The organism is Pseudarthrobacter sp. NPDC092419 (genome assembly GCF_044755045.1).
GTDB lineage: Bacteria > Actinomycetota > Actinomycetes > Actinomycetales > Micrococcaceae > Arthrobacter.
The window spans coordinates 75,797-92,169 of the sequence record NZ_JBIVQF010000008.1; the positions used below are offsets into that span (position 1 = coordinate 75,797).

Below are 16,373 nucleotides of genomic sequence, written 5' to 3' on the forward strand. Positions count from 1 at the left end.
CTAACACGTGTCAAGCGTCACAGAAAACTTTGTCTTCCCGACGGCGGCCAGGGTTCACCGGCCCGCCGTCGCATGACCGGCGCTGCCCCGCATGACCGGCGCTGGCCCGCATGACCGGCGCTGGCCCGCATGACCGGCGCTGGCCCGCATGACCGGCGCTGCCCCGCGTGACGGCGCTGGCCCGCATGACCGGCGCTGGCCATCACCGTATGTGCAGTCCGGGGCCGCTCAAGCGGAAAAGCCGCCCGGGCCAGGCGGCTACGCCAGCCCGCTCAGGCAATAGTCCTTGACCCAGTGCCGGACCCGCCTGGGAAGCCGGGGATACGCCACGGCGAGCGCCGACATGGTCCGCTGGAACCGGCGTTCGCTCCGGGCATTCCAGGGCAGGCCGAAGTCGTCCCGCAACTGCTCCGTCAGCAGGCCTGCCGTCATGAAGCGGGCCGGGGGCATCAGGGCCCGGTACCAAAGCGGCGCCACGGCGGGATACAGGAGGCTGCGCCCGACCTGCACGGCGGCATCGTCCGCGCGGAGAGTTGCCAGGTGCTCCTCCCAATAGCGGGCAAAGGCCGCCCGGTCCCCCGGCCACATGCGCTCGGGAAGCTGCAGGGCTGTGCCGAGCTTCGCGTACTCGCGGTACATCGCATCGGCTGTTTCGTCGTCGAGCGGTCCGTACACCCGGGTGAGGATCGTTGCCGCGGTGTCATAGAGGGTGGCTGCCACCCAGAGCTGGAGTTCGGGATCGTAGGCACTGTAGCCGGCGGGGCCGGCCCCGGGGTCGCTGCGGACCCGCGCGTGGGCGCGGTTTACCCGCCGGCGGGCCGCCCTGATCTGCTCCTCGCTGCCGTACACCACCGCGTAGACGTACGTGAGTGTGCCCACCAGCCGATGCAGCGGCCGGTCGGTGAAGTTACTGTGCTCGGCGACGCCGCGGCCCACCGCCGGGTTGGCGATCTGCAGCAGGAGGGCGCGCCCGGCACCGGCGAGCAGGATGCCCTCCGCCCCCAGGTCCGCGTGCCCTTGATTCATGCCAACTGGACTTCCGTGGGGGAGTCATCCCAAACGGGCGGCCACGCTGATGCTGGACACCCCGTACTTGGAGGTGGCCTTGACCGCCCGGCTGGACAGGAACCGGTACTCGTCGTTGGGCCGGACGGTTTCCACACGGAAGCCCGCGTCCTCCATGGCGGCGAGGAAGCTGTCCTGCTGCATTGCGCCGCCGATGCAGGCCGCCCACAGCGAGGCGTCACAGGTGACGTTGTCCGGAAGCTGCGCCGCCGAGACGATGTCAGCGACCACCAGCCTGCCGCCGGATTTAAGCGCGCGGGCGGCCGCCTCAAAAACGCGCGGTTTGTCCGGGACCAGGTTGATGACGCCATTGGAGATGACGCAGTCCACCGACCCGTCGGGGACGCCGGGGTCTTCGATCCGGCCCTCGCGGAAATCGACGGCGGCGGGCGGGGTTCCGCTGACGGCGGCAGCAGTGAATTCCTCAGCCAGGGCACGGGCTTTGCGCACCTGCGCGGGAGTCATGTCGACGCCAATGACCGCACCGGAGGGCCCGGCGTCGAGCGCTGCCAGGAAGCTGTCCATACCCGATCCGCTGCCCAGGTCCAGCACGGTCTCCCCCGGGCGGATGGCGGCGAGGTCGTGGAAGTAGCCCACGCCGGCGAAGGATTCAATGGCAGCAGGCGGGATCCTGTCCAGACCGGCCGGCGGGTAGCCAAGCCGTTCCGCCAGGGCGCGGCCGGTCTCGAAATGGAACTCCTGGTGCGGGAAGTTTGCCACTGCCTCGTACATCGACCGCACGCGGTCTTCAAGGTCGGTGGTATCGAGTTGGCGGGGCGTGGTTTCCATGGGTCCTCCTCGTTGAACACCGCCCAACGATTGGGACCCCCAGCACCCGTGCGAGCAGCTGTGGAACAGAAGTTTCCTCCGGTGCCGGTGGTGCGTCAAGATGCCACCCTTGACCGGCCACTATGACGTGGGTTACAGTCTTCTCCAGCGCGGTTATACGAATAACTGATACGAATAACCCACACATGGTAAGGAGAACCCCGATGCCCCGATCCCGGCCACGCTCCGGACCCACCATGCATGACGTGGCGGCCGCAGCCGGAGTCTCGCAGGCCACGGTGTCACTGGTTCTCAACTCCGCCTCGGGTTCGCGCTTTTCGGCCGAAACGCGCCAGCGCGTTCAGGACGCGGTGGAGCAGCTGGGCTACCGCACTAATGCCCATGCCAAGACGTTGCGGGACGGCGTCTCCGGAATCATCGGGTTCCTGGGGGACGCCGTGGCCACCACGCCCTTCGCCGGAAAGATCATCGAAGGTGCGCAGGAACGGGCCTGGGAGGACGGTCTCCTGCTCCTCACTATGAACACCGGGGGCGACAAGGCGCTGGAAAGGGCGTCCCTCGATTCAATGCTCTCCTACAAGGTGGCCGGCGTCGTCTACGCCGCCATGTACCACCGCCGCCTTGACGTGCCCGATGCACTGCACGGCGTTCCCTCGGTAGTCCTGAACTCGCAGGACCGGGACCATAAGCTTCCCAGCGTGGCCCCGGACGAAGAGCTGGGTGGGTATACAGCTACGCGGCACCTTCTCGATGCCGGTCACCGGCGCGTGGCAATGATCAACATAGAGTCATTGGAGAGTGAGTTGCCTGCAGCCGTGGGCCGCTTCAACGGCTATACCCGGGCCCTGGCAGAAGCCGGACTGCCGGTCCAGCCGAGCCTGGTCCGCTTCGGCACCGGCAACGAGCTGGATGGCTTCAACCACGCCATGGACCTGCTGACGGCGGAACACCCGCCCACCGCCATCTTCTGCGCCAACGACCGCACCGCCTGGGGCGCCTACCAGGCCGCATCGGAGCTGCGCCTCACGATCCCCGGCGACGTGTCAATCGTCGGTTTCGACAACCAGGAAACCCTGGCCCCGCACCTGAGGCCCGGACTCACTACGCTCGAACTGCCCTTCATCGAGATGGGCCGCCGGGCAGTGGAACTCCTGCTGCAGGACGCAGAACCTTCCGCGCAGGTGGAACTCATGACCTGCCCGCTCATTGAACGCAATTCAGTGACCCATCCAAAGGAGAAGCCATGAGCCGTACATTGGCTCAGCCAAGGCCGGCATCGCCGCCGGCGGCACCCCCGCAAGAAAAAAGCAGGAAACCACTGCGCTTTAAGCGCGTCGTCAGGGCCTGGCAGTTATACGTATTACTTGTCCCGGCCCTCATCTACATCGCCGTCTTCAAGTACTGGCCGATGTACGGTGTGCAGATCGCGTTCCGGAACTACAATCCGGTGGATGGCTTCACGGGAAGCCCGTGGGTGGGCCTCCAACACTTCGTCCGGTTCGTGAACTCCTACCAGTTCGGGCAGGTGGTGGGCAACACGCTGTGGATCGCCGTCCTCGGCCTGCTGGTGGCCTTCCCCATCCCGATCATCCTGGCCCTGCTGGTGAACCAGCTGCAGAGCGAGCGATTCAAGAAGTTCACCCAAACCGTCCTCTACTCTCCGGCCTTCATCTCCACCGTTGTGGTTGTCGGCATCATGTTCGTCCTGCTCTCCCCCAGATCCGGCCTGGTCAACAACGCCATCCAGCTCGCGGGAGGCGATCCCATCTTCTTCATGGGCTCGCCGGAGTGGTTCAGGCCCGTCTACGTCATCTCGGATGTGTGGCAGAACGCCGGCTTCGCGATGATCGTCTACCTTGCTGCCCTGTCGGGGATCGACCCCGCCCTGCACGATGCCGCCAAAGTCGATGGAGCTTCCAGGTTCCAGCGCATCCGCCACATCGACCTGCCGGGAATCATGCCGGTCATCACGGTGCTGTTCATCCTGGCCATCGGAAACCTCCTCAACGTCGGCTTCGAAAAGGCCCTGCTCATGCAGACCAACCTGAACCTGCCGACATCGGAAATCATCCAGACGTACGTCTACCACGCCGGCCTGCAGCAGGCGCAGTTCAGCTACTCGGCGGCTATCGGGCTCTTCAATTCCATCCTCAACCTCGTGCTGCTGCTGACCTTTAACTGGGTCGCACGCCGGGCCAACCAAGCAACCCTGTGGTGATGCCGTTATGTCCCTGAACATCAAATCCAAGCCCGGATTCCACCCGGCAACGCGGACCGTCCCTGCACCGAAACGCATCCCCACGTTCCGCGACAGGTGGGCCGACCCGGCGTTCAACGTTGCCGCCGTCGCCATCCTGGCGCTGTCCATCATCGCCGTGGTCTACCCCCTGTACTTCATCGTGATCGCCTCGATCAGCGACCCCAACGCCGTCTACGAGGGCAAAGTCTGGCTGCTCCCGTCAGGCGTCACCCTTGAGGGTTACGAGCGGATCTTCGCGGACAGCCGGATCTGGAACGGTCTCGGCAACACGGTTGTGTACACCGTCCTGGGCACCGCGATCAGCGTGACCACCATCCTGTTCGGCGCCTACGCACTGTCCCGCAAGGACATGCCGGGCCGGAAGTTCCTGATGCTCCTCTTCGTGGTCACCATGTTCTTCGACGGCGGCCTCATCACCAAGTACCTGGTGGTCCGGGACCTCGGCATGCTGGACACGGTCTGGGCGGTGGTCCTTCCCGGCGCCGTGGGCGTATGGAACCTCATCATTGCCCGGTCGTTCTTCGAACACACCATCCCCGGCGAGCTCCGGGAAGCCGCACAGATGGACGGCGCCAGCGACTTCACCTTCTTCTTCAAGATGGTCCTGCCGCTCTCCAAGCCCCTCATCATGCTGATGGTCATGGTCCATGTGGTGGCGCACTGGAACTCGTTCTTCGACGCACTGATCTTCCTCAACGACGACACGAAGTACCCGCTGCAGCTGGTGCTCCGAAACATCCTCATCCAGTCCGACGTCTCCTCTGCCGGCACAACCGGCGGAGACATCGAGTCCTACGCGGCGGCCCAGCGGATCGGTGAACTTACCAAGTACGCCATGATCGTGGTCTCCAGCCTCCCGCTGATGATCGCCCTCCCGTTCATGCAGAAGCACTTCACCAAGGGCACCATGATCGGCGCAGTAAAGAGCTAAGGCTCCCCTCTTAGCGTTCGACGGCGGTGCCTCCTGCCGCCGTCGAACGCCTTCCTCCCCACGATAGAAAAGGACACACCCATGGCTCCCAGCCGTAAACTCGCCGTCCTCGGCACCCTGATGGCAGGAACAATGCTGTTCACCGCCTGCTCAGGCAGCTCCACCGCCTCCCCGGAAATCCAGGATGCCTCCGCAGACTTTGGCTTTCAGGAGAGCGGCTTTCCCATCGTCAATGACACGCTGACCCTGACGTTCTCCGGAACAAAATCAGCGCTTGCCCCGGACTTCAACAGCATGTCCCTGGTCCAGCAGTGGGAAAAGGACACCAACATCCACATCAACTGGGAAAACCTGCCCGAGACGGTGTTCAAGGAGAAGAAGAACCTCATCCTCGCCAGCGGTGACCTGCCCGACGGGTTCTTCAACAGCGGCCTTACGGATGCGGAGATCGGCACCTATGCTGCCAGCGGCACGCTGATCCCGCTTGAAGGCCTCATCGAGAAGAACGCGCCCAACCTCTCCAAACTGCTGGCGGACCGTCCGGATATCCGCGCTGCGATCACCTCCTCCGACGGCCACATCTACTCACTGCCCTCCGTGGAGGAGCTGGGACTGGTGCAGTTCCCCCACATGATGGCCATAAACACCGCGTGGCTGGACAAGCTGGGCATTCCGATGCCGAAGACCGTCGACGAGCTGCACGATGCGCTGCTCGCATTCAAGACCAAGGACGCCTCCGGTACCGGCAAGACCATCCCGCTCAGCTTCATGCCAGGCTCCTGGTGCGGCGACATTGTTGACCTCATCGCAGCGCTCGGCGGCGTCCCGGACAACATGGACCACCGCATCGTGCAGGACGGCAAGGTGGTCTACACCGCCACCCAGGACGGCTACAGGAAAGCCATCCAGACGCTGCACGAGTGGTACCGGGAAGGCCTGATCGACCCCGAGTCGTTCTCGCAGGATGACAAAGCGTACCTTGCAAAGGGGAAGGCCAGCACCGAGAACCTTGGGTCTTTCGTGTGGTGGGAAGTCAAGGAAATGGTCGGCGCCGACCGGGTTGGCAACTACGAACTGCTGCCCGTGCTGGAAGGCGTGGACGGCAAGCGCCTGGCCAGCCAGTCCAACAACCAGGAAATCGCCCGCGGGGCCTTCGCAGTGACCCGCGCCAACAAGTACCCTGCCGCCACCATGCGCTGGGCCGACAACCTGTACGACCCCATCCAGTCCGCCCAGGCGAACTGGGGCCCCATCGGGGAGACCTTGCAGAAGGACCCGGCCTCCGGGCTGCTGACCCAGATCCCGGCGGCTGCGGGAACCAGTGAAGGCGAGCGCCGGCAGAAGGTGGCCCCGGGCGGCCCCAAGGCCAACACGGCCGAAAACTTCGAGAAAGTGGTGGCACCGGAGCCCCGGGCCGCCGAACGCCAGAAAATCGTCGAGGAAAGCTACAAGCCCTTTGCTGCCAACGACGGCTACCCGGCAGTGCCCTTGTCCAATGAGGAACTCCAGCAGATCAGCACCATCGAGGCTGACGTGGCCGCGCTCGTCAAGCAGAATACGGCCAAGTGGATCGTCTCCGGCGGCATCGACCAGGAGTGGGACGGCTACGTTTCCCAGCTCAAGAACATCGGCCTGGACAGGATGATCGAGGTGTACCAGCAGGCGTACGACCGGTACCAGCAGAACTCCTAGTCCCTTCCCCCTTCACCGCCACCGCCGGGCACGGAACCTCCGTGCCCGGCGGCCCCACCCGCCTGCCCGGCTTATTGGCCGGATGGCCGCCACGAATCGAGTTTCCGCTTCATGAACACCGTCACTTCCACCCTGGAGACCTACCGCCCGGCGCTGCACTACGCCTGCAAGGACACCTGGCTCAACGATCCGAACGGCCTGGTCTTCCACGACGGCGTCTACCACCTCTACTACCAGAACAATCCGTACGGGAACGTCCACAGCAACATGTCCTGGGGCCACGCAACGTCCACGGACCTGGTCAGCTGGGAGGAACAGCCCGTAGCCATCCTGTGCGATGACACCGAACAGATCTTTTCCGGAAGCATCGTGGTGGACCATCACAACACCTCCGGATTCGGTGAGGGTGGCGCCGCGCCCCTGGTGGCGGTGTACACCAGCGCCTTCCAGCCCGGCTCCGTCCACCAGGGCACGCAGGCCCAGTCCCTCGCCTGGAGCCGCGACGGCGGCTACACCTGGACCAAGTACGCGGGGAATCCTGTCCTCACCCGCAACTCCCCCGAATTCCGGGACCCCAAGGTATTCCGCTACGAAGGCCCCGCCGGCAGCTACTGGGTGATGGCCGCCGTCGAAGCCCACGACTACGCAGTGCTGCTGTACCGGTCCGATGACCTGAGGGACTGGGAATACCTGAGCACGTTCGGTCCGGCTAACGGAACCGGGGGAATCTGGGAGTGCCCGGACCTCTTCGAACTGCCGCTGCCGGACGCTTCAGGCGAAAATGGCGATGCAGGCACCACCCGGTGGGTCCTCACGGTCAACATGAACCCGGGCGGACCCAACGGAGGATCCGCCGGGCAATACTTCGTGGGGCATTTCGACGGCGTGACGTTCAGGTCCGAATCCACCGTCACCGAAGGCATGCAGGACGACGCGCGGCTGGCCGACTACGGCTGGCTCGACTGGGGCCGGGACTACTACGCCGCGGTGTCGTTCAGCAACGTTCCGGACGGGCGCCGGCTCATGGTCGGCTGGATGAACAACTGGCAGTACGCCAACCAGATTCCCACGTCACCGTGGCGCAGCCCCATGAGCCTGGTCCGGGAAGTCTCCTTGGCAATGGTGGACGGACGGCCCCGGCTGGCGCAGCACCCCGTCCGGGAAATCACCGCCACGGCGGCTCCGGACCGGTCATACTCCGGGCTGGTCCTCGACGGAACCCACCGGTTCGAGGGCGGGACGGCTGTGCAACTCATCGAGGCCACCTTCGTCCCTGGCACCGCCCCGGAATTTGGCCTGGTGGTCCGGGGTGCCGGTGACGGAAGCGAGGGCACGCGGATCAGCATCCGGCCCGACGGTAACCTGCTCACCGTGGACAGGACAGCCTCCGGCGACGTCGGCTTCCACAAGTCCTTCGCGTCCGTTTCCCGCGCACTGCTGAAGCCCGCCACCGGACGCTATTCGCTGCGGATCTTCGTGGACCATTGCTCCGTGGAGGTCTTCACCGACGACGGCCTGGTGACCGTCACCGAACTCATCTTCCCGAATCCCGCCAGCACCTGCGTGTCGCTGTTTGCCGCCGGAGGAACCGCAAAAGCCGAATCCCTCAAACTGACAAACCTGGCCTGAACCGCCAACCTGCAAGAATTAGGGCACAAGGTCACCTCCCAAACGGTGGAACGTGGCACATACTGGGCGCATGGAGGAGACACCGCGAAAACCTGATCGGATCCTGTTGGCGCTGCTCGGCGTCGTCGGCCTGTTGGTGGTGGTGGCGCTGGCCGTGGTGTTTACGCGCGGCGGACCCCCGCCGCTGGACCCGGCGAGCGCGGCCGGGGTGGTCCAGCAGTACAGTACGGCCGTGATCGACGGCGATACCGAAACCGCGGACAGCTACCTCACCGACAACGCCCGCAGCATGTGCGGCGGCGGCTACTACTCCGGCGAACCGCGGCCCTCCCGGGTGGTGCTGGTGTCCACGACGGAACGGCCCGATTCCGCCACGGTCCGGGTGTCCATCGTCCACTCAGCGCAGGATGGCCCCTTCGGTCCGTCCGAGTACGAGATGGAGGATTCCTTCCGGCTGTCGAAGGTCGACGGGAAATGGCTGATCGACCAAGCACCCTACGTCCTGCAGGCGTGCGACGGACCGCTGGTGAAGCGATGAGCGCCCCCTCAGCCGTCACCGTCCACCGGGCGGGAAGTTCGCTGGCCACCCTGCGCCGCCTGATCCAGTACGGGCTGCTGTTCGCCCTGGTGGTCATCATGGCCAACGGCCTTTCGGGGTTGTTGACCCGCCTCTTCGCCGCACCCAGCACGCTGGCCTCGGCGGATGTGGCCAGCCTTGCCCTCGCCCTGGCCTTCACGCTGATCGGCGGTCCGCTCGCTCTGCTCCTGTGGTGGTTCAGCTGGAAGCGGCTCAGCGACGAGGCCGAGCGCCGGGCAGTGGAGTGGGGCCTGTACCTGACCCTGATGTACACCGTCTCGCTCATCATCTTCAGCACGTCGCTCTTCGCTTTCGTGGCATCGTTCGTCGACTCGTACGGGAACACCTGGCAGCCGCTGCTGGCCAACGCCATCGTGTGGGCGGGCGTCTGGCTGTGGCACCGCTGGATGTGGACCAACCGCACCAAACCGTCGGACCACCTGCACGACGTAAGGGCCGTCGTCGGCACCGTTTTTGGCCTGGTGCTGGGAGCGGCGGCAGCGATCGTCGCCCTCTCCGCCGTGCTGGACGCCGCCATCCGCGGCCTCCCGCTCCTCGCCGCCTACGAGCCCTGGTGGCGACCGGCGGTCCAGGCGCTCGTGTGGGCTGTGGGCGGTGCGGCCGTTTGGTGGTGGCACTGGTTCCGGGACGGCGGCAGGACCTTCAAGTCCGGGCTGGTGGACGTGATCATCGTGCTGGTCGGCGTGTTCCTGGCCGGGATCACCGCCCTCGCCGGGTTCGGCGTCATCCTGTTCGTCCTGCTGCGCCTCGCGTTCGACCGGAGCGAGCCGATGAACGAGCTCCTCGAGCCCCTGGCGCCGGCAATCGCCGGAGCACTGATCGGTGCCGTGGTGTGGCGATACCACCGGACCGTCTCGACCGGCCGCCCGCTCTCCACCCGCCGCGCGGGCCTGCTGGCAACCTCGGCGGTGGCGCTCGCGGCGACCGCCTCCGGCGTCGGAATTATTGTCAACGCGCTGCTTGCAGCGATGGTCTCCCCCCTGGCCGGCGGTGCCACGCGCACGCTCCTGCTGGGTGGAATCAGTTCGCTCCTGGTGGGCGGGCCGGTGTGGTGGCTCTCGTGGAGGCCGCGGCGGCAGCCGACGACGGCGGATGAAATTCCGCCGGGGCGGCGCATGTACCTCGTGGCGTTCTTCGGCGTCAGCGCCGTGGTGGCGCTGATCGCGCTGCTGGTGATCGGGTACCGGCTGTTTGAGTTCGTCCTGGGCGACGTCACCGGCGGCAGCTTCATCGACCGTATCCGCGCCCAGTTGGGGCTGCTGGTGGCGGCGGGCCTCGTGGCCGGCTACCACTTCGCGCTGTGGCGCCGGGACCGGGCGCTGATTGCGGCGGCCGCGCCTGCCCGAAAGCGCACGGTGGAGCGGATCACCTTGGTCACAGGGTTCCCGCCGGGTCTTGCGTCGCCCGATGCTCCCGACGCTCTTGCCCGGGCCATCGCCGAAGCCACCGGGGGCGCCAGGGTCACCGTGTGGCTCAGGGCGGACGACGGCGGCGCGGCACCTTCCGCGGTAGCGGCGCCTCCGGGGGCGGATGTGGAACGGGTCGCGGAGGCGGTGGAAAATGTTGCGGCCGCGCACGTCCTGGTGCTCCTGGGCCCCGGACCGAGGCTGGAAGTGGTCCCCTTGGCCGCCCGCTGACCACTGCCCTTAAAGCAAGGCTTGGAGGAGGCGGTTAGCGGCCGAACAGCCTGGCCAACCAGTTGAAGCCGCCGCCGGATGGCCGGGCTGTGTCCGTGGAGCAGGTGCAGCGCCTGGACTGCGGGACATTGGCCATGACCTGGTCCACGTGGTTGCCGCAACCAGCCCAGGTTGCCTTCGAGCATTTCTGGCACGTTGCCACTCGGCACATAGGAGTCCTCCATAGGGTTCGCGTGGCGGGCAAGTACCCGCCTCCGCTGAAAATAATACCCTAGGGGGTATCTGCCCGCAATTCCGGGGCCCGTTAGAGGGTTGCAGCCTCTTCCTCGGCCAGCCTGACGAGCCGAAGCTCGTCCTCAACAGCGCGGGAAGGCCAGTAGTCCTTGGCCACCTCGTCGGCCCACACGCGGTCCGCCTCAGGGAAGAGCTTGCCGAACAGGCCGGAGGCTTCGAGCAGCCCTACCAGCGCAAGGAGCCGCGGGTCCGGCACGGGCGATCCAGCACGCGAGGCAAGCGCCAATTCCAGGTCCCTGACCAGCGCGGCCCTTGGCCCGTGATCCTTTTCGGCATACCGGACGGTCCGGAACAGGCCCAGATGCCGCTCGCCGGTCCGCTCCACGATCCCCAGCGGGGCCATGCTCTCGAAAACACGCTGCACCGCCGCGCGCCCCTCGAGCATCGACACCCATCGCTTGGGCGTATGCGGCCGGGACTTGTGCTGAATGAGCTCGAGTTCGTGCTCCAGGTTGGGGGGCGCGGCGGTCCCCGTAGCCCGGACGTGCTTTCCGCGCAGTTCCACGGCACCGCTCCGGTCGAGCTCGGCCAGGATCGCCCCCGCCAGGCCGGTCCGGAGCGCGAACACCGGAATTTCCGGCTTTCCATCCGCGTCATTTGTTCCCAGGAGAAGGAAGGCCTGCGGCAGGTTCAGCCTGGCAGCCTTCGGAGTTTCCGCATCCATACCACCCATGGTGCGCCCCTCCCGCGGTGACCACAATGGCACAGAAAGACGGACGACGGCGGTGCCTCCCGCCGTCGTCCGCTTGCCTGAGGCGTGACGCGCCGGCGCTACTGCAGCGCAGGCTCCCGGACGGCGCCGGGCTGGAACCGGGCCCCGGCGCCGGCGAAGACCGGAACCTCGATCCGGGCGTGGGTGTGGACTGCCTGGACGGTCGCCTTGGTATGCTCGGCGATCTTGTCCAGGGTGGTGATCCACATCCCGTCCATGCCCTTGACCCGTTCGATCAGTTGCTCCAGGGCCACGGTTTTGGATGGCCGGCCGGAGATGAACGGGTGGTTGGTAAGGACGAAGCAGCTGCCCTGGGAGTGATGTGCCTCGGCTTCGAGGGTCCACATCTCCAGCACCTTTGCCGGGCTTTCGATGACTCCACTGCCGGTGACACCGGGGTAGAACGCGTACTGCTCCCAGTCGTCCAGCGCCCAGTCCACGGGAATCTCCACGAGGTCCCTGGGATCGTCCGGGGCGACGGCGAAACGGTAGGGCGCGTCGCCGTCGAGCAGGCTCGAATCGTAGAGGAACCCGCGGTCCGCCAGCAGCCCGGGTGAGTGCCAGTTCAGCTCCCACCATGGTGCCCGGTACCCTACCGGGCGCACGCCGGCCACCTTGGCCAGGGCTTCCAGGCCCCGGTCAATGTAACTGGCCTCGGTGGCGGCGTCGATGCCCTGCATGGGTTCGTGCAGGTAGCCGTGGTGCGCCACCTCGTGCCCGCCGTCCACGATCGCGCGCACCACGTCCGGGTAGGACTCGGCGGTGAAGCCGGGGATGAAGAACGTCGCCTGGATCTGCTGCCGCTCCAGGATCTTCAGGAGCCGGGGCACCGCCACCTTGGGCCCGTAGGACTGGTGGGTCATCAGCGACATGCGCTTCGTGGTGGAGGGGTCGTGGGCGATGGTGCAGGACTCGGCGTCCACGTCGAAGGTGAACGACGCGGCTGCCTTGGCGCCGTCGGGCCAGGTGATCGGATGGAGCAGGTCCGGGATGGCGGGGTGGTTCACAGAGGATCCTTTCGCGGGGCGGGCGGCGTTGCCCGCCTCCAGTAGCGGGGCGGGCATCGTCGCCCGCCCCGGTGGTTGCGGCTGGCGGTTAGGGTACGGGCAGTACCGGGATGCTGGACTCAGGATCCTGGCTTCCGCCGGCGCCGTTGCGGCCGGTGCCGTCCCGGCCGGTGCCGTCCCGGCCGGCTGCCGACTTGGGCTGGTAGGTCGCCTCAAGGTAGCGGACGTGTTGCCGCGGGCCGAGGACTGCGTAGGCGGCTGCGCTGGTCAGTCCGCCGGCCAGCCAGGACAGGTCCCAGCCGCCCAGGGCCACGGCGATGGGGCCCTGCATGACCGGAATCAGCCCGTACATGAACAGCCAGGTGGCGAAGATGCCGGCCAGGAGGGAGGTGATGCCCGCCCAGTTGATGCCCGGAAGCCTGCGGGTCCCGACGCCGTCGAACAGCCGCTCCGGGTTGCCGGGCCAGCGCTTGTCCAGCCAGAAGTAGTGCACCAGCATGACCCCGCCCCAGGCGGCCACCCAGGCCACCAGGCCGATCAGCCAGGCGTCGAGCACCGCGGCGAAGTCCTCCTGGAAGATAAAGAAGACGACGGCGATCAGCGAGAAGACGCCGACGAACAGGTTCAATTTCCGGCGGCTGATGGTGATGTCCAGCGCCTGCGTGGCAACCGAGAACGTGTAAATGTTGAGGATGTTGGTGGCGATGGGTCCGTGCAGGACCATCAGCAGGACAGGCAGTGCCAGGACGCCGAAGTTCTGTACGATCAGTTTGCCCGGGTCCACCTCGCCACTGTTCGTGGCCAGGCTGGCGCCGAGGATGCCCAGCCAGACCACCGGGATGAACTGCCCCAGCACCGAGGCCAGGTAGACCTTCTTCTTGGGCACGGAGGTGCTGACGAAGCGGGAGTAGTCGGCGGCGTACGTGAACCAGGTGATGCCCCAGCCGATGCCGATAGCGGTCATGACCGCGCTCATGGCAGCGATGCGCTCGGAGCCTTCCAGGATGTTCCCGGCAGGGCCGGCATAGGTCCAGTCGATCTTCATGCCGAACCAGGCCACGGCGGACATGACGGCGAGGATGATGATGGTGGGCGGCACCGTCCACTTTTCAAAGGCGGCGATGGCTTTGTAACCGAACCAGGCGATGGCCACCTGGGCGGCCATGATGCCGGTGGCAACCGCGATCTTCCAGGCGTAGTTGTGCGCGTCCGGGTCTACCCATCCGAGGGTGCCGAACAGTGCCATCACCAGGTCCAGGATGATCCAGGTGTTCACGGCGCACCAGCCAATCACCAGGAGCGCCTGGATGGCGGCGGGGAGGTAGTTTCCACGCCGACCGAACGCGGCGCGGGCCAGGACCATGCCGGTGGCGCCGGTCTTCTGGCCAAGCAGGACGAAGCAGCCAAACAGCAGCATGCCGATCAGGTTGCCCAGCACCAGGACGGTGACGGTGTCCGCGAAGCCGAGCCCAAGGTGGATACCGAGTGCCCCCAGCACCCAGTTGATTGGAGCGAGGTTGGCGCCGGCCCAGATCCAGAACTGTCCGGACACCTTGGTGGTGCGTGCCGATTCCGGGATGGGCTGGAGCCATGCTTCATGGTCCTCGGCGCCGTCGTGGACGTTTATGTGCGCGGCGCCGGGGCCGGGTGCATCGGAAGCAGCGCGCCTTTGCGCTGCCGTGGAAAGCTCTTCTTGCATAGGGGGCCTCCGTGAGGATTGGTAGGTACTCAAAGGCTATGTGGCCCCCATCACAGGGAACAAGATACTATGTGTCGAGCAAATCCCTTTCTTACGTTACGGAATGTCATGTCGGTTCCCCTCGGCGAGATCCTCGCCCACCCAGCACTCGCCGCTGCGGACCCCTTGCTCCACGCGCCTGGCAGGGACGTCGCGGCAGATCCAGTCCGCTGGGTCCACTCGAGCGAGGTGCTGGACATTGCACCGCTCCTGCGCGGTGGGGAGTTGTTGCTCTGCGGTGGCATCACCCTGGCCGGAGCCACGCCGGACAAGCGCGCCGCCTACGTTCAGGACCTGGCGCAGCGGGGAGTGGCCGCCCTTGCAATCGAAACCGGCGGGGTCCTGCCTGAGATTCCGCCTGGCATGCTGGAGAAGGCCCGGGAACACGGGCTGCCGGTAGTGGAACTCCGCGAGGTGGTGCCTTTTGTGGGCGTCATGCAGGCCATCAATTCCATCCTGGTCAGCGAGTCGGTAGGGCACCTCCAGCAGGCGGATGCGGCAACCCGGGCCATGGCGGCGGAACTCGCCCATGGCGCATCCCTGGACAGGATCCTGGACGTGCTGGCGGGGACCACCGGCTCCGCGGTGAAGCTCACTTCACCTTGGGGCGTCATCCTGGGCAGTGCAGTGCCGGAGGGCCACAACCCCCATCCGGCAGATCTTGCAGCGGATCAGGCGCGGGACTCCCCCGCTGCCCAGTCAGCGGACGACGCCGGCGCGCCGGCAGGCGGGCAGGACCACCTTGAGGAGGTGGCAGGGGAGAAATTGGTCACCGTGGACATTGCCGTGCGGGGTGTGCTGATGGGCCGGCTTGAGGTCCGGGTGCCGGAGGGCGCCGATGCGGCGCTGGCGCACGTGGCCGGGGAACGCGCCGTCGACATCCTCGGGCTGGCTCTGCTGCAGCACACGCCGCCAGGACTGCATGCCCTCGCCGGTGCGGAGCTGATGCGCGCCGTGCTCACATCCGCGCCGGAGTGGCGCCTGGAACAGCTCGCCCCCGGCGCCGGTTTCCCAGCCAGTTCCCCGGCCGTGGTGGCGGCCGTCCACGCGGCCTCGCCGCAGAAACTGCGCGGCGCGATGGAGGCCCTCCTGGGTGCGCACCGGATTCCCAACGCTGCTTACCTGGATGAGGCCGAGCTGGTGGTGATGATCGGCCTGCCCTGCACCGACACCGCTGCCGAACGGCGGCAGCTCCTGGCATCGCTCCGGGAGCTGGAAGGGGATCACGATGCGGTGATCTCCGTGGGACCCCTGGCCGGCAGCGTTGCGGAGGCTGCCTGGTCCCTTGCCGAAGCGCGCCGGGCACTGGAGGTGCGGCAGCTCCGGCGCCGCACGGCGTCAGCGCGCCGCCGGAGCTATCCGGCCCGCGGCCTCGTGGTCATCGATGCGGGGGATGTTGCGGTCGAAAGCCTGGCCTTGACCGCCCTGGACGCCTCGGCCCGGGACGCGTTCGTCCACCGCCAGCTGCGGGCGCTGCTGGACCATGATGCCCAGCGGCAGTCCCAGCTGCTGGAGACCCTGCAGGTGTGGCTGGACTCGGGCTGCAACACGGCGCAGTCGGCCAGGGAGCTGCACCTGGAACGGCAGTCGATGCATCACCGGCTGCAACGGATTTTCGAGTTGTGCGGCGGGGATCCCCGGGGAACGGGCCGGCTTGCCGCGCTGCACCTGGCAGCCCGTCTGGCAGGCCTGCCCTAGACGGCTACCTTCCGGGGTTCACCCGCAACCACCGGATGGTCCCTGCCCAGGTTCCCGAGCGCCGCGGCGCCCTGCGGGGACCCCAGTTCCTCGAAGAACGCTGCGTTTGCCCCCATATAGTCAGCCCATTCGTCCGGGACGTCGTCCGAGTAGTAAATGGCTTCCACCGGACAGACCGGGTCGCAGGCGCCGCAGTCAACGCACTCGGAGGGGTGGATGTACAGTGAGCGCGCGCCTTCATAGATGCAGTCCACGGGGCACTCCTCGATGCACGCCTTGTCCTTGACGTCCACGCACGGCTGCGCAATCACGTACACCACGGT

General features: G+C 66.5%; 14 protein-coding genes. 8 read left to right on the top strand and 6 right to left on the bottom strand.

The genetic code is table 11. From position 1 onward, the window contains the following. Window positions 1–258: 258 nt before the first annotated feature. Together ACIQC0_RS13245 and ACIQC0_RS13250 are read right to left on the bottom strand one after the other, a co-directional pair. Window positions 259–1,026, bottom strand: coding sequence for an oxygenase MpaB family protein (locus ACIQC0_RS13245; protein ID WP_400535432.1), 768 nt, complete (start codon window positions 1,024–1,026; stop codon window positions 259–261). 24 nt (window positions 1,027–1,050) lie between these two features. Further along, complete coding sequence (locus ACIQC0_RS13250) at window positions 1,051–1,854, bottom strand: methyltransferase domain-containing protein (RefSeq protein ID WP_400535433.1); 804 nt, start codon at window positions 1,852–1,854, stop codon at window positions 1,051–1,053. Window positions 1,855–2,057: 203 nt separating this feature from the next. On the opposite strand from ACIQC0_RS13250, the gene ACIQC0_RS13255 reads away from it, so the two are divergent. The 7 genes from ACIQC0_RS13255 (at window position 2,058) to ACIQC0_RS13285 (ending at window position 10,601) form a co-directional block, all read left to right on the top strand. Then, window positions 2,058–3,101: a LacI family DNA-binding transcriptional regulator gene (locus ACIQC0_RS13255; protein ID WP_400535434.1), complete on the top strand. Its 1,044-nt coding sequence runs from the start codon at window positions 2,058–2,060 to the stop codon at window positions 3,099–3,101. A gap of 161 nt (window positions 3,102–3,262) precedes the next feature. Next, window positions 3,263–4,072 (top strand): ABC transporter permease, encoded by an 810-nt coding sequence (locus ACIQC0_RS13260; protein ID WP_400535435.1) that lies wholly within the window; start codon window positions 3,263–3,265, stop codon window positions 4,070–4,072. A gap of 7 nt (window positions 4,073–4,079) precedes the next feature. Next, window positions 4,080–5,045 (top strand): carbohydrate ABC transporter permease, encoded by a 966-nt coding sequence (locus tag ACIQC0_RS13265; protein WP_377214284.1) that lies wholly within the window; start codon window positions 4,080–4,082, stop codon window positions 5,043–5,045. A gap of 81 nt (window positions 5,046–5,126) precedes the next feature. Then, on the top strand, window positions 5,127–6,737 hold the full coding sequence (locus ACIQC0_RS13270; RefSeq protein WP_400535436.1) for an ABC transporter substrate-binding protein: 1,611 nt from the start codon (window positions 5,127–5,129) through the stop codon (window positions 6,735–6,737). Window positions 6,738–6,848: 111 nt separating this feature from the next. Beyond that, window positions 6,849–8,366: a glycoside hydrolase family 32 protein gene (locus tag ACIQC0_RS13275; protein WP_400535437.1), complete on the top strand. Its 1,518-nt coding sequence runs from the start codon at window positions 6,849–6,851 to the stop codon at window positions 8,364–8,366. Between the two features lie 70 nt (window positions 8,367–8,436). Beyond that, window positions 8,437–8,904 (top strand): hypothetical protein, encoded by a 468-nt coding sequence (locus tag ACIQC0_RS13280; RefSeq protein ID WP_400535438.1) that lies wholly within the window; start codon window positions 8,437–8,439, stop codon window positions 8,902–8,904. Further along, window positions 8,901–10,601, top strand: coding sequence for a DUF5671 domain-containing protein (locus ACIQC0_RS13285; RefSeq protein ID WP_400535439.1), 1,701 nt, complete (start codon window positions 8,901–8,903; stop codon window positions 10,599–10,601). Before ACIQC0_RS13280 ends, ACIQC0_RS13285 begins: the two co-directional genes overlap by 4 nt. A 304-nt stretch (window positions 10,602–10,905) precedes the next feature. Here the strand turns inward: ACIQC0_RS13285 and ACIQC0_RS13290 are convergent, their stop codons facing one another. From ACIQC0_RS13290 to ACIQC0_RS13300, 3 genes are all read right to left on the bottom strand, one after another. Beyond that, on the bottom strand, window positions 10,906–11,559 hold the full coding sequence (locus ACIQC0_RS13290) for a GPP34 family phosphoprotein (RefSeq protein WP_400535441.1): 654 nt from the start codon (window positions 11,557–11,559) through the stop codon (window positions 10,906–10,908). Between the two features lie 107 nt (window positions 11,560–11,666). Further along, entirely contained in the window at window positions 11,667–12,614 is a 948-nt protein-coding gene (locus ACIQC0_RS13295) for a polysaccharide deacetylase (protein WP_400535444.1), read from the bottom strand. Between the two features lie 88 nt (window positions 12,615–12,702). Then, window positions 12,703–14,313 (bottom strand): purine-cytosine permease family protein, encoded by a 1,611-nt coding sequence (locus tag ACIQC0_RS13300; RefSeq protein ID WP_400535446.1) that lies wholly within the window; start codon window positions 14,311–14,313, stop codon window positions 12,703–12,705. 108 nt (window positions 14,314–14,421) lie between these two features. Here ACIQC0_RS13300 and ACIQC0_RS13305 point away from each other — a divergent pair, with 108 nt between their 5' ends. Beyond that, entirely contained in the window at window positions 14,422–16,050 is a 1,629-nt protein-coding gene (locus ACIQC0_RS13305; protein WP_400535448.1) for a PucR family transcriptional regulator, read from the top strand. Here the strand turns inward: ACIQC0_RS13305 and fdxA are convergent. Further along, window positions 16,047–16,370: a ferredoxin gene (gene fdxA, locus ACIQC0_RS13310; RefSeq protein WP_400535450.1), complete on the bottom strand. Its 324-nt coding sequence runs from the start codon at window positions 16,368–16,370 to the stop codon at window positions 16,047–16,049. The genes ACIQC0_RS13305 and fdxA overlap by 4 nt on opposite strands. Window positions 16,371–16,373 lie beyond the last annotated feature (3 nt).